This is a genomic window from Caballeronia pedi (assembly GCF_001544915.2).
GTDB lineage: Bacteria > Pseudomonadota > Gammaproteobacteria > Burkholderiales > Burkholderiaceae > Caballeronia > Caballeronia pedi.
In genome coordinates this window covers 1-15650 of sequence record NZ_FCOE02000062.1, presented here as the reverse complement: position 1 = coordinate 15650, position 15650 = coordinate 1, and the positions used below count along the sequence as shown (strand labels likewise).

The window sequence follows — 15650 nt, the reverse complement described above, 5'->3', positions numbered from 1 at the left end:
CTACGTCAGCAGAAACTTATTCTCTTCTTGTCTAGCGCCGGTCGGCCCCCATGCGCGTGTGCAACGCTCGCCCAACCAGCGAGTCCGCATCGCGAATCAGGCGTCGCACGCAATCGTCCACCGCTGCTTTCGAGACCTGATTCGCACTTGCCGCGGCGATGAGGGCATCATAGGCATCGTTGACGTCACTCATCGACACCTCATAGCCGTAGCCGGCCTCCATCCATTGCAATGCGCACAGCGCACAGTCCATCGCGAATCGGGACTGCTTCGTCTCGAAATCTCGCGCGGCGCGTATGAGCGTCTTAGGATCGGTCGGGCTCTGTCTGGACAGCGCAATGGCCTGATCGAACAGCCCGGCGTCTTTGGCGGCGGCAAACCATTTGCCTTCGGACCCAGGCTCGCTTCGAACCAGGTCCGACAAGATCGTTGCCGGGGCTTTCCCCGGATATTTCTTGGTGATCGCGCGGAAAGTTGCGAGGTACGTGCCTGCACGATTGGCGGCAAACGCATAGCGCTCGTACGCTTCCTCGGTCATGCCGGACTCGAGGAGGATCGTCTCGCAGGTGCGCGCGATTGCGGATTCGGGCGCATTCAGCCCTCGGCTCGCTTCAGCAAGGCGAAGTGCTTCGCCCGGACGTCCGAGGCAGACCAGCGCGTCGACGGCCCAACGCCGATACCACCAGGAACTTAGGCGATCGCGGTGCACAAGCTCAATGATTTCCTCGAAGCGGCCGGCTGCGTAAAGCGCACTCAAGCACGGCACCACACCGACGAAGTAGTTGAACCCTTCAGCCTGCAGCACATGCGTGACGAGCGGCAACAGCCGATCCGCCCATTGAGATGCCAACTCGGGCGTGACGCACAAGCTTCCCCAATGTTCGCCGAGGCTCTCGATGTAGGGCATCTGATCGTCCTGCAACGCCTTGAAAAGCCTTTCCAGCCAGCGCTCCCGTGCTGCGGGCTCAACGTCGGCGGCTGCGATGATTGGGACGAGCGCCTCGATAGCACGATTGACCGCGCTGCCCAGTGCGCCCGAAGAACTGTCGACTTGCTCAAGTGCGGGCGATAGTCTTTCAAGAAGAAGAACGGCCCCTTCCGCACCAAGCGCACCATCGGCGCGGGCGGCCGAACGAATCTCAGATACCGCTTCCTTCAGGCGTTGGATGGGCAGCGAGGATCGCCATCCAAATGCGTTGCGTCGGAAGCGTGAAGCGAAGGTCCATTTTGATGAGGGCATGACAGTCACGTTCCGGCAGCATTTCAGTGCGTCGAAGTCGTCGCGGTCGCAAGCAGGTCCGTAGTCGGGGTGCGATAGTCGGTGGTGCGTGGACACCATGCGGTCGGCGGTTCAGGACCCGGCCAGCATCGTCCCTCGACAGGCGTGGGAACCGCAGCGGCATGCATACAAGGTTTTGAGCGCAGCAGTTTTTCGCCCTTCCACAAAAAGTCGATAGTCGATAAACAACTCTTCGCCCGGCTTGATGTCGCGTAGCGCGTGGAAGAAAACCCGGCTGCCATCTTGCTCGGTGTCGCAGTTCGGCGCGCAACTGTGATTGACCCAGCGCGCCGAGTTGCCGCCCTGCGCGCCGTCGATCACGCGCCCGTCGTCGAGGTCGAAGTAAAACGTGTGGCCGTCCTCGGCGGCCAAACGCGCATACTGGCGCTGCGCTTGTGCCCAAGACAGGCGCTTGCCCTTGTATTCCAGGATTGTCTCACCAGCTCCGATCTGGGTGAGCGCAAATACACCGCGTCCGTGGACCGGCGAAGAACGTACCACGATGCGGCGCATAACCTTTTCCCTCTCTGTTTGTGCCGTAACCGGCTAAACGATGTGGTATCGCCGCTGCGAATTGGCATAATGCGATCGACGCACGAGCTTTGACGCCCTATGCCTTCTTCGACCGGTCGCAGCCGCATGAAACGCAAACCGCCTCGCGGCACGCTAGTGCGCTACGAGGATCGCATTGTCGAGGTGCTGGGCGAAGCGCGTGGCCAACGCATCATGATCCGATCGATCCACGCAGACGGCACCGAACGTCTCACGGCGGTCAAACTAAATAATCTTCGGCCGCTGGACGACCAACTCTTTTAGGTCGGCGGCATAGTTGAAGCCGCCCTTGCTCACGCCTGGTTGACGGCGTCCTTGAACGCCTTACCGGCCGTGAACTTCACCGTTTTGGCCGCCGCGATTTCAATTGTCTCACCGGTCTGCGGATTCCGACCGGTCCGCGCGGCCCGCTCGCCACTCCCGAAGGTGCCAAACCCGACGAGTTGAACGGCGTTTCCCGCCGCCACTTCCTTCGAGATGGTGTTCAAGACCGCATTGATCGCGTCTTCAGCCACCGTCTTGCTTGTGCCCGACTCCGACGCAACTGCGTCAATCAGTTCCTGCTTGTTCATTGAATCGTCCTCTCTATTGAAAAACAAACCTGATCTTCGTGATCGGCTATGAAAACAGGCGACCGTCGCCGCTACGAGGCTGCGTTGGTCGTCTCGAGGTCAAACAGATCCGAGGTAGTGCTGTGTGCGCTGAGCAGTTCCGGCAAGTCACCGCTTCGGACCTTGGCCAGCGTGTCCGGCGACAGCCAGATTTCTTCCATGGCATCGATGCCTTCCTCGATCATGCGTTGCAGAAAGAACGACTGCTTGCGCCCCGTTGCCTCTGCCAGCACCCGCAAGCGCTGTTCGATGACGGGGTCGATGCGCACCGCCACGACCCTCAATTTGTTCTCTGCTGATCTTCTCATCTGTCCGCTCCTTTTGGCCGAGGGCCCGACTGGCGCGCCAACGGTCGGTGGACTACACCCCTCGCCGGCGCCATCCGGTCATTATCTAGGGACGACCTTTCGCTCTCGCCGTTTTGACTGCCGCTGCCTTTCGGGCGGCTCGCCTGGCTGGTGGACTGGTTTCGGCGGTGGGCACACGTCGCGTGGACGGCCGCGTCGTTGTGCGCAGCGACTTCAGTTGTTCTTGAAGTGACTTCTGTGCCGATTCGAGCGCGGCGAGCTTGCCCTGAAGCACCCCGGTTTGATGGCGAGCGTCGCCTTGTTGCGCCTGCAGCGCTTCGACGGTGCGACGATGCTCGGCCTCTCGCTTTTCCGCCCGCTTGGCCGCCTCGGCCAGTTCTTTCTGAGCCTTGGCTGTGGCGCTGCGTTCCCGATCGATTTCCAGCAGCGCCCGCTTTTCCGATGCGCGTAAGCGTTCCTCGGCACGGCTGGCGGTCTCGCGAAGCTTCTCCAGATCACGCGAGAACGTGTCGCGCACTTTTTCCAGTTCGCGCTCACGCGCGAGCGCCTCTTCGCCGAGACGCTTGATCTGCGCATCGAGCGCTTTACGCGTCGCGGCCTCTTGCGCCTGCTGCCGCTCCAGCTCGCGAATCTCGACCTGCGCCGTGAGCAATGCCGCCGTGCGCTGCTCCAGCGCGGTTTCCGTCCGACCCAGTTCTTCCCGTGCGGCGACGACTTTCTGCTCGGCCTCGGCACGCTGCGCTTCGACGTCATCGCGTAGCGACGTCAGTTCGGCCTGCGCCGACGCTGCCGCCCGCGCCCACAAAACGCCGATTAGCTCGCCCGCTGCTTCGCTCAGATCCTTCGGCAAGTCCGGATGCTCGATACGCACCCGGCTTTTCTCTCGCAGCTCCGCCCAGAACTCGCTCAACACGGAAGCCGGCGTGCTCATGGTGCCGCGTCGGACCAGGTTGTAGAGGCGATTGGCGGTCGGCGCGACGCCAAAGCGGAAGAACAGCAGCGCGCACACCTCGCGATAGAGTTCGCGTGTCTTGGGGAATTCGACCTTGAGGCGCTCGATGTCCGCCGCCAGGCGGGTTTCGTTGGAGAGAACGTCGGACATAGACCGCAAAGGGAACAAAGAATATGCTCATAATACAACGTATTTCGGATTAAACCCAACATCAACGAGCGAGATATTTGACATTATGCTTATAATGTTGAGAACTTTATGCTGAGCCCCCGCTAGAACGACCGTGACTTTAAAGCCCGCTGCGCCGACCCCACCGTACGCATTGCAGCCGACACCGCTCGAGACGCTCGTCATTCCCGCCGAGCTCGATGGGTCCGCGGGCCTGAATCGGGCAGTCACCGGGCGCGCCCAGATTGCCGCCGATCACGATCTCGACGCGATCCGCGCTTGGCTGTCACGCTTCGTCGACACGAAAACCACCTTCGAGAATTACCGCAAAGAAGCCGAACGGCTCCTACTCTGGTCGGTCGTCGAGCTGGGCAAACCCCTCTCCTCTCTGACCCATGAAGACTGCTTGCGCTATCAGCAGTTTCTCGGTGACCCGCAGCCTGCCGCGCTGTGGATCACTGGCGGGGTGGCCGGCGGTGGGCGCAAGCACCCGCGCAGCGACGCGCGCTGGCGGCCGTTCTACGGTCCGTTGTCGCCCTCGAGCCAACGCCAGGCAACTGTCATCCTGAACGTGATGTTTTCGTGGCTGGTGCAGGCCGGCTACCTGGCCGGCAATCCGCTGTCGCTCTCACGCCAACGCACGCGCCACGCGGCGCCACGCATCACCCGTTATCTGGAGCCGAGCGTGTGGCAGGAGGTCAAGGATTTCATTGCGACGATGCCCAAGCAAACAGACCGGGAAAAAGCCCACGCCTACCGCGTCCGATGGTTGTTCACCCTGCTCTATCTCGGCGGGATGCGCATTGCGGAAGTCGGCGCCACCACGATGGGCCAGTTCTTCGTGCGACACGATGCGGACGGCGCGCTGCGCTGGTGGCTCACCGTGCACGGCAAAGGCGACAAGCAACGGCTCGTCCCGGCCACGCGCGAGATGATGATGGAACTGTCCCGCTATCGGCAGCACCTCGGCTTGAGCGCCCTGCCATCGCCCAATGAAGACACACCGCTCGTGTTGCCGATCGGCGCCTCGGCGTCAAACGAACGCACCGAGACGTGCGCGCCGCTCACGCGCGCGGCGCTGCACGCCATCGTGAAGGACGTCTTTGCGGGCGCTGCGTCGCGCCTGCGTGAGCGCGATCACACGGCAAGCGCGCGGGCTGATCTGCTCGAGAAAGCGTCCGCGCATTGGCTCAGGCACAGCGCCGGCTCGCACATGGCCGACCAAAAGATTGACCTGCGCATGGTGCGCGACAACCTCGGACATGCCTCGCTAACGACGACCAGCATTTACTTGCACGTCGACGACGATCGGCGGCATCAGGAAACCGAAGAAAAGCACCGGGTAGACTGGTGAAACTTCGCTAGATCCCCTAACGCGTCGCGGTGAACGCACCGCCGATTCTGTCCGTCACCCGTAACTCTGCTCATGAAAGTCCCCGTGCCCGAACCCCACATCTCAACAGACAAACAGGCCCTCAGCTTCGCGATCGATTGGCGCGGAGAAAGCGTGACGTGCGTCGTGACGCGCGGGTGCCTGGAAGTCTTTTTCTGGCTCCCGCCCGACGCGGACGATAGCCGACTGGTGAGCGTGTTCAGGGACGGGTTCGCTCGGATCGAAGCGGTCGCGCGTCGAAAGCTGCGGGCCCAGCCAACGAGTCAGGTCCGCCTGACTGAGGGTGATTTTTCGAATGGTTGACGTCCTGCTCGACATCTTGCAGACATCCTTACGGTGCCCGCGGTCCGCGGTTCGAAGTCGCACGGAGACCTAGCAGGCTGTTGAAATATCCCTTCTTGAACGCGCGCCCGCTCATTCGAAAGAGCCGACGCGACGTATAAGCGCAAATAATCTGACGCCGAACTCCGTTGATTTACAGGCTGCTGGTGTTGCGTTCTTCCTTGCTTTCGCGCTCATGCCGCCCGGGCGGCCAGCGTTCGCATGCGCGTCAGGTTGTAGGCTGCCTGAGTCAGCAGAAAGAGTTGGTCGACGCGCTTCAGACCTCGATACATCGCCTGCCGAATCCTCCCGACTGTCTTGCTCCAACCAAACACCTGCTCAATGCATTTGCGTTTGCGCTGACTGATAGCGTAGCCGGGCCATCGTGTGGTTCGAGCATCGATGGCGGAGCCGCCTGCGCGGCCGACGTTTTGTGCCACGTGCGGCGTCACATTATTCGCGCGGCACGTGGCCACGAAGCCCGACGTGTCGTAGTTCTTATCTGCGCCGACGGTAATGGACGTACCGGCGACTCGCGCGGCGTCTGCAAGCATCTGCGCCGCCGTGTCTCGCTCGGCCGTGCCGTTGGCCTGCGTGACCTGTGCGTTCACGACCAGGCCATGCCGATTATCGGTCAGCACGTGACCCATGTAGCAAAGCATCGCGCCCGTGCCACGACTCTTGCGAAACAAACGCGCCTGAGCGTCGGTACTGGATTCATGTGTGTCGTTGCTACGCTTTTGGCCATGCCAGTTCTCTTGAGAACCGGCGCCGCCGTCGGGCGGCGAGTCGTCCGACTTCGTCTTGAGCACGAAGCTCTTGTGCCCAGCCCAAGCCTGAATGAGCGTGCCATCGACACTGAAATGCTCTCCCGACAGATGACCGCGCACGCGTGCGGTCTCTACTGTCTCGTTAAACAGACTAACAATGACATCGTGAACCACCAGTCGGTCGCGGTTCTTACTGAAAGTGGAGTGGTCCCAAACCGCATCGTCCATCGCGAGTCCGACGAACCAGCGAAACAGCATGTTGTAGGAGATTTGCTCCATTAACATGCGCTCGCTTCGTATCGAATACAGCACCTGCAACAGCAATGCGCGAATCAGTTTCTCTGGCGCGATGCTCGGACGACCGCCCTTGAGCTCGCTCTCATACATCCGCGAGAAGACCGCGTCCATGCGAGCGAGCGCATCGTTCAACCACAGTCGAATCGGTCGCAGCGGGTGATTAGCTGGCACAAAATCGTCCAGCCTGGACATCGTGAACATCGATTCGGTATAGCCGTCCGCTCCGCGCATCGCTTCGGTCTCAGTGTTGTTCGATTCCTTCAATCAACGTTTGCCCCTCCAACCCGGATGACCCGCGCAGAGGGTATTTCAACAGCCTGCTAGACGATTAGTTGCATCTCGCGGAGCGTGCGTCGATGCGCGCGTCGTGCGCGTTCCTCGACGAAGATGCCGACCGGATCGCTGACCGCGAGATGTAGAAACTTCGCCTGTCCAACCACTGTCGGCGCACCGGCGTCGCCGCCAATTCACACTTTCGACCCTTTGACGACGCTCGCCCGGTTGCGAGTGCAATGGCGGCTTCCAGCGGATTTCTGTCATCTACGATGAGGCTTGGTGGACGACCTATCCGACCGTGCGGGGGCTAGAGCGCAACCTTGAGGTGTTCCGGGCGCTGAACACGATGGAAGGCAGACGCGTGACCACGACGCGCGATCTGGACGGGGGCGGCGGAGATCGGCGGGTGGTCGCGAGAGACGATGCGCTCGTGCGCAAGCTGGTTCGGCGCGTGGGCGAGGATGGTTTAGGCTCGAATTGTCTTCCCGTCGCGCGCGGTAAGTCTCACGGATGCCACCTGCCGCTATGAGCCTGAGTTGCAGAGAGCGGCCTTAGATATGCCGAAGCATTGGGCCAGGAACCAGCAACATATCCTCACACGTCGATGTAGCCAAACGCCGGCACAGATGGGATTTCACTCGGTCGCGATTGGCGGCCCGCACCAGCAAAGTTGCCACGCTTAAAGGTCGAGGCGTGGATACTGCGACCGCGGCGCGCGGGTCATTGGAGAATGCTGCAAAACAAACTGCGGCATAAACAGGCATCTTTACGAAGACGGACGTTACCCATGCTCGTCCATGCTTTCTGCGGATTCAGCGCCGCATATCGCGTCGCTACGCAACCTCGGACGCAACAATGTAATCCACTTGATGCCGGGTTGTGCGTACCCCCGCGAGTTTCTCCCGTACGCGCAAATGCTCAGGATGCGTGGCGTAAGCCTGAAGTGACTCGGGATTATCGAACTCGGAATAGAGTACGACATCGCAAGCGTAGTCGATGCCGCTGACATCGATTCCAATCTCTAGCGTGCGCATGCCGGGAATCTTCCCGTTCAGGCCTTCGAACGCAAGCTTGACGAGGTTCGCCGCCTCAGCTTTTTGCCTCGGCGACTCCCCGCGAACGTTCCACATAACTATGTGCTTTAGCAAGGTTGCTCCTTGATTGGCCGGGACAGCGACGTGCCCCCGAAGAAATGGCAGACACGACGGATTCATCCAACGTTGGAACTCGCGCAAAATACTGCCGGATTGACTAACAAGTCGATCAGGATGCCGGGCAGCCGTACGGCCGCCGGGCGCGGTAGGCGAGGGTTCCCGGGCACGAACCGCAAGCGCGATGGCTAGAACCGCGTCGATACACCGACGCGCGCGAGCGTCTGCGAGCGATTGCTCGCTGCCGCATCGGGCTGAAGCAGCGCGGTGATCCACGCCTGCGTCACCGCGTTATCGCCGCTCGCGCGCTGATAGATCGCCTGGGCATAGACGAACGTGCGCTTCGACAGATGATATTGAAGCGCCCCGCTGATCTGATGCGCGCGATTGTGATCCAGCGTCTCGTTGCCGTGCATGAACGCATAGTCGAGCCCCGTCGACCACGCGCCGCCGATATCCCATTGCACGCCGGTCTTGTAGACATCGATCTGCGCGCCGGTCGCCGTGTTCATCGTGTTCGTGTAGAGCAGCACCGCGAGCACGCTGCCGAGCCGGTAGTGCGCGCCGAAGCCGAAATTGCGGATGCCGTCGTGACCGTTGCCGAGTTGCGGATACTTCACGTCGACATAGGCGGCGCCGAGCCCGAGCGGACCGCGCTCGTAGTTGAGGCCGAAGCTCATCGTCGAATTCGCGGAGAAGTCGCCCGGCGTGCCGCCGAAGCCGTACAGCGCGCCGAATCGAATGCCATACCACGCGGGGCTCTGGTACTTGACGGAATTCGGCACGCGCGTCGCGCCGCCCATCCGGTCGAAATCGAAAGCGCCGGTCGGATTGTCCGGCACGGCGAGCGCGGCGAACGGCCCCTGTCGGAAATCGTAGATGCCGCCCGCGAGAAATGCGCCATCGAACAAGCCGAGCGTGAGCGACTCGAACATGAAGTCGTATTGATTGCCGAAGGTGAGCGCGCCGAACCGGTCGTTCGACACACCGACGAGCGCCGTGCGGTTGAAAATCTGCCCCGCGCCGGGGATCGTCGAGCCGTTGCCGAGATCGAACTGCGACGTCAGTTCGAACAGCGCCTTGTTGCCGCCGCCGAGGTCTTCCATCCCCTTGAAAGTCAGCAGATTCGGCGCGTAGATGCCGCTGTCGAAAAACGTGTTCGCGCTGCCGTGCTGATTGTTCACGTAGGTGACGCCCGCATCGATCATCCCCGAGAACGTCACGCTCCCTTGCGCGAAAGCCGCTGCGGGAAAGTACAGCGCAGCGAGGCCCACGCACATCGATATGCCAGTCTTGTTCATTCTTCGCGTTCCCGTCATTTGACGATATTGGATGGCAGGCTGGCGGACGCAAGACCGCGCAGGCGGCCGGGCGCCGTCTCCTTGAGGGACACCGCCACGAGAAAGCCGATGAGCAACGCGCCCAGCCCGAGATGCATCGTGTGTTCGATGCCGAAATGCTTGGCGACATATCCGGCGATGGCCGGCGCGATGCCGCCGCCGAACACCTCGCCGACACCGATCACGAGCCCCGAAGCGGTCGTCATCAGCGTGGCCGGCACGGATTCGGCGCTGATCGGGCCGACCGTCAGCGTGATCAGCGCGAAGACGAAGAAGAGCGTCATGAAGAGATATGCGAACAGCTTTGCCGGACTCGCATCGCATTGCGTCAGCAACGCAAGGAACGCGATGGCACCGAGCACGGCGATGATCATCACCGGCTTGCGTCCGAGCCTGTCGGAGACCGAGGGCATCAGGAGCGCGCCCGATGCGCCGCCGAAGCCGATCGCCGACAACACGAAGCCCATCTGCTCGATGCTCAGATGCAGCGCTTCCATCAGATAGCTCGGCAGAAAGGCTGGCAGAATCACGAGATTGGTGACCCAGCAGAACATGCCGACGATATTGAGCGGAATGTTCCGGTAGCGGAAAACGTCGGACCACTTGTGGCGCGATGCGTCGTGGGTATCGGTATGCTTCGCGGCCGCCTTCGCGTCGCTGTCACGCAGGCAGCGGTACAGCAGGAACGCGACGATGAAGCCCGGTATCGACGCGAGCGCGAAGATCCAGTGCCACGACACGACCTTCAGCAGTTGCGTGACGAGAATCGGCGCGAGACCGAGGCCGAGCAGCGGCATCATGGTCTGCTGTAGTCCGACGTTGAAACCATGTCGCGATGGCTTCGACGCATCGATCGTCGCGATGATGCTGACCGGCGTGTATGCGCCTTCCGCGAGGCCCATCAGCACGCGGATCAGAATCAGCGAGCCGAGACTCGCGGCGAAGCCGCTTGCGCCGCACAGCAGCGAGAACACCAGCATCGCGGGAATGATCACCTTGCGATGCCCGATGCGATCGGACAGGTTGCCCATGAAGATCGACGAAATGCCCCACGCGACCGCGAGCGCGCCGGCGATATAGCCCAGGTCCTGATAATCGAAATGACGCTCGTGCATCATGATCGGGAAGAGCGGCATGATCATGAACCGGTCTATGCCGACCAGGCCGAAGCCCATCGACAGCAGCGCCACCGCCTTCCATTCGTAGGTCTTGTCCCAGACATCGTTCAGGTTCTTCATGGTTTCGTCTCCATTAATTGATTCGCACACCTTATTGATTGGTCAACTTCTCTCCGCCTTGCGGAATTTACGTCAGCCTTCGAGCGGCGTCATCACGAAGTCGAACGGCGAACGCCAGAGCGTCTCGCCACAGTCCGTTCGTTGGAACGGCGCGACCAGCGTCTCCTTGACGCCGAAGACCGCATCCGAGCCGATGTAGGGATCGTCACCGACGAAGGTATGCGTCACCACCGCCTGGAATCCGTTTGCCGTCACGATGAAATGCATATGCGCGGGACGATACGGATGCCGCCCGAGCGCGGCGAGCATCTTGCCGACAGGGCCGTCGTGCGGAATCGGATAGGACACGGGCTTGATGCCGACGAAGCGGTATGCGCCGTCTTTGCCGGTCGTGAAGACGCCGCGGTTGTTCCACTTCGGCTGGATATCGGGCTGCTGCACGTCGTAGAAGCCTTCGGCGTTATCCGACCACACGTCGATGCGCGCGCCTTCCACCGCACGGCCATGTGCATCGACGACACGGCCTTCGAACAGACACGGCTCGCCTTTGCCGTCGAACGAAATGCGCGCGCCCATGTCGCGCGCCGGTGCGCCCGCGACATGAAACGGGCCGAGCACGGTGTTCTCGGTCGCCTGCGCGGGCCGCCGATGATTGATCGCATCGACGAGCATCGACACGCCTAGCGTGTCGCTCAGCAGGATGAACTCCTGCCGCTCGGCGCTGCAGATCTGGCCCGTGCGCGTCAGAAAGTCGATCGCGGCCGACCACTCGTCCTGCGTGAGATGAACGTCCTTGATGAACGCGTGAAGGTGTTTGACGAGCGAGGTCATGACCGCGCTCAGGCGCGCATCGGCGTCGGGTCCGATGCGGGCATTGACCGCGTCGACGGAATTCTCTTCGGCGAAGAATCGGGACATGCGTGTACTCCTTTTATATCGATGGAAATGGCCGCGGCGTTATTCCGGCCGCGTGCCTTCCCACGCGCGTTGTAGCAACGCGCGAATGGCTTCGCGCTCGATCGGGCGCGGATTCCAGTACGGGTTTTGCACCGCCAGATCGGCGGCGCGATCCAGTTGCGCTTCTTCGAGGCCGAGGTCTTTGAGCGCGAGCGGCGCGCCGAGCGAACGGCAGAAGTCATGGAGGCCGCTGCCGATCGAGCCGCCGAACAGATCGGCGAGCGGCTGCAGTGCGTCCGCGGCCGCGCTGGCGTTATAAGCCGCCGAATGCGGCAGCACGATCGCGTGTGTTTCCGCATGCGGCAGGTCGAAGCTGCCGCCCAGCGTGTGACACAGCTTGTGATGCAACGCCATGCCCACGGTGCCGAGCACCGAGCCGCACAGCCACGAACCGTAGAGCGCGTTGCTGCGCGCGTCGAGTTCGCGCGGCCGGGCGACGATGACACGCAGCGCATCGCGCAGGGCACGCACGCCTTCCACGGCCATCAGCGACGACACGGGATTGCGGTCGCGCGCATAGACGGCTTCCACCGCGTGGGCCATCGCGTTGAGCCCGCTCGTGACGCTCATCGCGACAGGCAGGTCGAGCGTCAGTTCGGGATCGTAGATCACGACTTCGGGCAGGATCTTCGCGTGCCGGATCGTCGTCTTGATGCCATTCTCGGTTTGCCCGAGGATCGACGTGACTTCGGACCCCGCGTAGGTCGTGGCGATGACGACCTGTGGCGCGTCGTTGCGCCACGCGATGGCCTTGCCCAGCCCGATCGTCGAGCCGCCGCCCAGCGCGACCACGCAATCGGCGCGCGACGCCTCGAACGCCGTCAGCGCCTGCTCCGTGACGTCGACCGGCGTGTGCATGGCCGCATTGCTGAACACGCCCGCCGCGAGCGGCCCGATCTGCTCGGCGAGTCTCAGCGCATCCGCGCGCTGAAACGGCGTGGACAGGATCAAGGCGCGCTTCGCGCCGACGCGTTCTATCTCGTCGGCGACGGCGCCGAGCGTTCCCGGCCCGAACAGCACGCGGCCCGGATTGATGTCGTAGGCGAATTTTTCGATCATCGGCGACTCCCGGCTCAGGCCGTTTCCAGCATCTGGAGATGGAGCTTCGACATCACTTCGTCGAAGCGTTCCCGCAACGATGCAACGCCGTTCGCCGTGGCCGCGACGTAGAAGTCGGGCCGCAGCAACACGTACTTTGCATCGATATCGGCGAGCCATCGCGCGTAGGTGCCGTCGACGTCGATGGCATCGCATGCGGCGCCCGGCGCGCCGATCGTGACCGTCCGTCCGCCCAGCAGCGCGAGTTGCTCGCGTTGCGCGCCGGTGAGCGCCTGCGCCGGATCGGCCTCGAAGCCGATCACGATCCAGCCGTGCCCGACCGCCTGATCGAATCGATCGCGCCGGCCATTCGCCTCGACCACGCCCTGCACCGAAAGCTCGCCCGCATGCGACGACTCCGGGCACCACGCGCCCGGCCCGAGATGGCAGATGTCCGTGGGCACGGGCTTGTTGCCGCGGGCGGCGAGATCGGCCTTCATGGCCGCATCGCGCGCGGCGGCTTCCTGCGCGTCGTCGATGCAGATGATCTTGCCCAACTCCTGACTGAATTCGATGTAATGCCGCACATGCGCGAGACGCTCGCTCGTGTAGCTGTCGAGCACGGCGGCGTCCATCTTTCCATCGAGAATCGCATCGAGGCGCCAGCCGAGCGCGAGCGCGTCGCGCAGGCCGGCGCACATGCCTTCGCCCGCGAAGGGCGGCATCAGGTGCGCGGCGTCGCCCGCGATCGCGCAACGGCCCTTGTTCCAGACGTTCGCCCAGCGCGCCTGAAAGCGGTACACGGCGCTGCGCTCGAGCTGCGCGTTCTGCGGCGTCATGCCCCACGGCTCGAGTAGCGTCCACGCGCGCTCCGGCGTCTGCATCTCTTCGATCGATTCGCCGGGCAGCACCATGAATTCCCAGCGACGCCGGCCCGGGCCGCCCGGCACGATCGTGGTCGGACGCCGCGGATCGCAAAGCTGCCATTGCGACGGCTGGGCGTCATAAGCGCCGTTCGGGATCATGTCGAGAATCAGCCAGTCGAAGAAATAGCCCTTGTCCTCGCTCTCGATGCCGAGCGCGTCGCGCACGAAACTGTTCGCGCCGTCCGCACCGACCAGATAACGCGCGCGCACGACCCGCGTCTCGCCGTCCGGGCCCGCTTCCTGAGGCGTTTGTCTGATCGTGAGTTCGACACCGTCCTCGTCCTGATGCAGCGCGCTCGCCTGAAATCCGCGCAGTTGCGTCACGGTGGGCAGCGTATCGACGATGCGCGTGAGCCGCGCTTCGAGGTCCGGCTGATTGAACCAGTAGCGCACGCGCCAGCCCGAGGCCGACTGACTTTGCCAGTCGACGATCTGCAGGTTCTCGCCGTTCGCGTTCTTCCAGTAGTACAGCTCGTCGTGCCAGGTGATCGCCGGATCGCGCTCGGAATCGATGCCGAGCGTCGCGAGAATGCGCGCGACCTCGTGATCGAAGGTGACCGCGCGCGGCCGCCCGTAGGATTCGGACCAGCGTTCGATCAGCGTGACGCGCCTGCCCTGGCGGCCGAGCAGAACGGCCAGCAACGTGCCGACGGGCCCGCCGCCGACGATGGCGACGTCGGCGTCGAAGGAATCGTGATCGGGCGAGAACGTGGTGCTCATGTCTGTCTCCTTTCCTGTTTCGGAACATGTCGATGCGGCCCGGCCGTTCGGCACCGCACGTGGCGTCGGATTCGGGCATCGCTTGAAACAGAATGTAGATCGCAATTGAATGTTCGTCATTTATGGTAAACACTCATCTACGGCCAACAGTCAATTCGAATGAGCGTTCGAAAGTGACAGCGATCTGGTGAGGGCTTTCACGAGAATCCGCTGCAACGAAGCGGCAAGTGCGCGGACGCGTATTGCATCGGAGTAGAATGCTCGTCAACAATGAACGAAAGCGGGGCTTTATGAATTCACCGAACCAGCAGGACGAACCGGGAGGACGCGTGGCGCGCCGGCAGCGCAGAAATCGCGAGGCGCTGGTCAAGGCCGCATGCGCGGTAATGACGGAAAAAGGAATCGACGCCGCGACGATGCTGGAAATCGCGGAACTCGCGGATGTAGGCGCAGGGACGGTCTACAACTACTTCAAGTCGAAGGACGAGCTCGCGATTGCCGTGCTCGAAGAGATGATGCATGAGCTCGCGCTGCAGATCGAAGAGGCCACGGTCGATGTCGGGGATCCGGCGGAAGTCTATGCATTCGGGATTCGCACCGTGCTGGAAACCGCGACGACCGATCTCAGCTGGAAGCAGATGATGTACCGCTCGGAGGTGATCGCCGATGCGCTCTTCCGGCGCATGGGTCCGTTCGCGATACGGGATCTACGTAACGCCATGAGCGCTGGGCGCTTTCCCACGCGTGAACCCGAACTCGTATGGCGACTGACATCGCACGCGATCGTCGGCGTGAGCCTTGCGATCACGACAGGGCAACTCGCATTGGCGCACAAGGATGACATCGTTGAGCAACTGCTTTGCCTGACCGGGGCGGGTATCGACGTGGCGACGGCGATCGCCGGTCGTCCACGCCCGGCTGCGGCGAAGCAGCGTTCGATGACCGCTGCAAGGTCGAAGTGAGCTAATGGTGTCTGCCACGTCGGGCCGACTGCCGCACGACGTTCGCCCGCTGGATCGGACTTGACCCCTTGCCGCCGCTCCTTGCAATCCCTCCCATAAGCGCCTTCCAACGGCCGCTCGTGAATGTGCAGCCGTCGTCCCAACGTCTCGGCTTTAATCGCATCCGAGGTCCGTTCTTGGCCCGGTTGCTGAAATCGCAGTTCGAGCGCCCCGCATCCCCGGCGACCTACTCCCTAACTTCCGGACCCGACCGCCTCGGTCAGACGCCCCTCCTCACAGCGGTCCGAATCAGCGCTTTGCGGACTGGAGCACCCGCGGATTCAACCGGTCGATGCAATAGTTTGCTGGAACCGTTCGGCTGGCGTTTCGTATCCGAGCGTCTTTCTCGGAC

General features: G+C 62.5%; 16 protein-coding genes. 4 read left to right on the top strand and 12 right to left on the bottom strand.

The annotated features are described in order from the left end of the window. Window positions 1-31: 31 nt before the first annotated feature. The gene (locus AWB80_RS40095; protein ID WP_061180161.1) at window positions 32-1240 is read right to left on the bottom strand and encodes a hypothetical protein; all 1209 of its coding nucleotides are present in this window, start codon (window positions 1238-1240) and stop codon (window positions 32-34) included. Between the two features lie 111 nt (window positions 1241-1351). Beyond that, window positions 1352-1792 carry an SET domain-containing protein gene (locus tag AWB80_RS40090; protein ID WP_061180160.1) on the bottom strand — a complete coding sequence of 147 codons (441 nt, stop codon included), beginning with the start codon at window positions 1790-1792 and terminating at the stop codon, window positions 1352-1354. Between the two features lie 126 nt (window positions 1793-1918). Between AWB80_RS40090 and AWB80_RS40085 the strand changes: the two genes are divergently transcribed. Beyond that, entirely contained in the window at window positions 1919-2095 is a 177-nt protein-coding gene (locus AWB80_RS40085; protein ID WP_232477954.1) for a hypothetical protein, read from the top strand. 29 nt (window positions 2096-2124) lie between these two features. Here the strand turns inward: AWB80_RS40085 and AWB80_RS40080 are convergent, their stop codons facing one another. The 3 genes from AWB80_RS40080 to AWB80_RS40070 all read right to left on the bottom strand — a co-directional run bounded on the left by AWB80_RS40080 (window position 2125) and on the right by AWB80_RS40070 (window position 3852). Continuing rightward, on the bottom strand, window positions 2125-2403 hold the full coding sequence (locus AWB80_RS40080; protein WP_061180159.1) for an HU family DNA-binding protein: 279 nt from the start codon (window positions 2401-2403) through the stop codon (window positions 2125-2127). A 71-nt stretch (window positions 2404-2474) separates the two neighbouring features. Beyond that, on the bottom strand, window positions 2475-2750 hold the full coding sequence (locus AWB80_RS40075; RefSeq protein ID WP_061180158.1) for a hypothetical protein: 276 nt from the start codon (window positions 2748-2750) through the stop codon (window positions 2475-2477). Between the two features lie 85 nt (window positions 2751-2835). Beyond that, complete coding sequence (locus tag AWB80_RS40070) at window positions 2836-3852, bottom strand: DNA-binding protein (RefSeq protein WP_061180157.1); 1017 nt, start codon at window positions 3850-3852, stop codon at window positions 2836-2838. A 172-nt stretch (window positions 3853-4024) separates the two neighbouring features. Between AWB80_RS40070 and AWB80_RS40065 the strand changes: the two genes are divergently transcribed. Together AWB80_RS40065 and AWB80_RS40060 are read left to right on the top strand one after the other, a co-directional pair. Continuing rightward, window positions 4025-5224, top strand: coding sequence for a tyrosine-type recombinase/integrase (locus AWB80_RS40065; RefSeq protein WP_061180156.1), 1200 nt, complete (start codon window positions 4025-4027; stop codon window positions 5222-5224). Window positions 5225-5296: 72 nt separating this feature from the next. Continuing rightward, the gene (locus AWB80_RS40060; RefSeq protein WP_061180155.1) at window positions 5297-5566 is read left to right on the top strand and encodes a DUF1488 family protein; all 270 of its coding nucleotides are present in this window, start codon (window positions 5297-5299) and stop codon (window positions 5564-5566) included. Between the two features lie 212 nt (window positions 5567-5778). On the opposite strand, the gene AWB80_RS40055 is transcribed toward AWB80_RS40060, so the two are convergent. The 7 genes from AWB80_RS40055 to mhpA all read right to left on the bottom strand — a co-directional run bounded on the left by AWB80_RS40055 (window position 5779) and on the right by mhpA (window position 14297). Further along, window positions 5779-6882, bottom strand: a complete 1104-nt coding sequence (locus AWB80_RS40055) for an IS5 family transposase (RefSeq protein ID WP_061180154.1) — start codon at window positions 6880-6882, stop codon at window positions 5779-5781. Window positions 6883-7760: 878 nt separating this feature from the next. Next, window positions 7761-8075 (bottom strand): Dabb family protein, encoded by a 315-nt coding sequence (locus AWB80_RS40050; RefSeq protein ID WP_061180153.1) that lies wholly within the window; start codon window positions 8073-8075, stop codon window positions 7761-7763. A 191-nt stretch (window positions 8076-8266) separates the two neighbouring features. Then, window positions 8267-9379 carry a porin gene (locus tag AWB80_RS40045; protein ID WP_061180152.1) on the bottom strand — a complete coding sequence of 371 codons (1113 nt, stop codon included), beginning with the start codon at window positions 9377-9379 and terminating at the stop codon, window positions 8267-8269. 14 nt (window positions 9380-9393) lie between these two features. Beyond that, window positions 9394-10656: an MFS transporter gene (locus AWB80_RS40040; protein WP_061180151.1), complete on the bottom strand. Its 1263-nt coding sequence runs from the start codon at window positions 10654-10656 to the stop codon at window positions 9394-9396. 72 nt (window positions 10657-10728) lie between these two features. Beyond that, complete coding sequence (locus AWB80_RS40035) at window positions 10729-11574, bottom strand: dioxygenase family protein (RefSeq protein WP_061180150.1); 846 nt, start codon at window positions 11572-11574, stop codon at window positions 10729-10731. 39 nt (window positions 11575-11613) lie between these two features. Next, a complete protein-coding gene (locus tag AWB80_RS40030) occupies window positions 11614-12672 on the bottom strand; it encodes a maleylacetate reductase (RefSeq protein WP_061180149.1) in 1059 nt (352 codons plus the stop codon). 14 nt (window positions 12673-12686) lie between these two features. After that, complete coding sequence (gene mhpA / locus AWB80_RS40025) at window positions 12687-14297, bottom strand: bifunctional 3-(3-hydroxy-phenyl)propionate/3-hydroxycinnamic acid hydroxylase MhpA (protein ID WP_061180148.1); 1611 nt, start codon at window positions 14295-14297, stop codon at window positions 12687-12689. Between the two features lie 290 nt (window positions 14298-14587). Here mhpA and AWB80_RS40020 point away from each other — a divergent pair, with 290 nt between their 5' ends. After that, window positions 14588-15259: a TetR/AcrR family transcriptional regulator gene (locus tag AWB80_RS40020; RefSeq protein WP_061180173.1), complete on the top strand. Its 672-nt coding sequence runs from the start codon at window positions 14588-14590 to the stop codon at window positions 15257-15259. The last annotated feature ends 391 nt before the right edge of the window (window positions 15260-15650 follow it).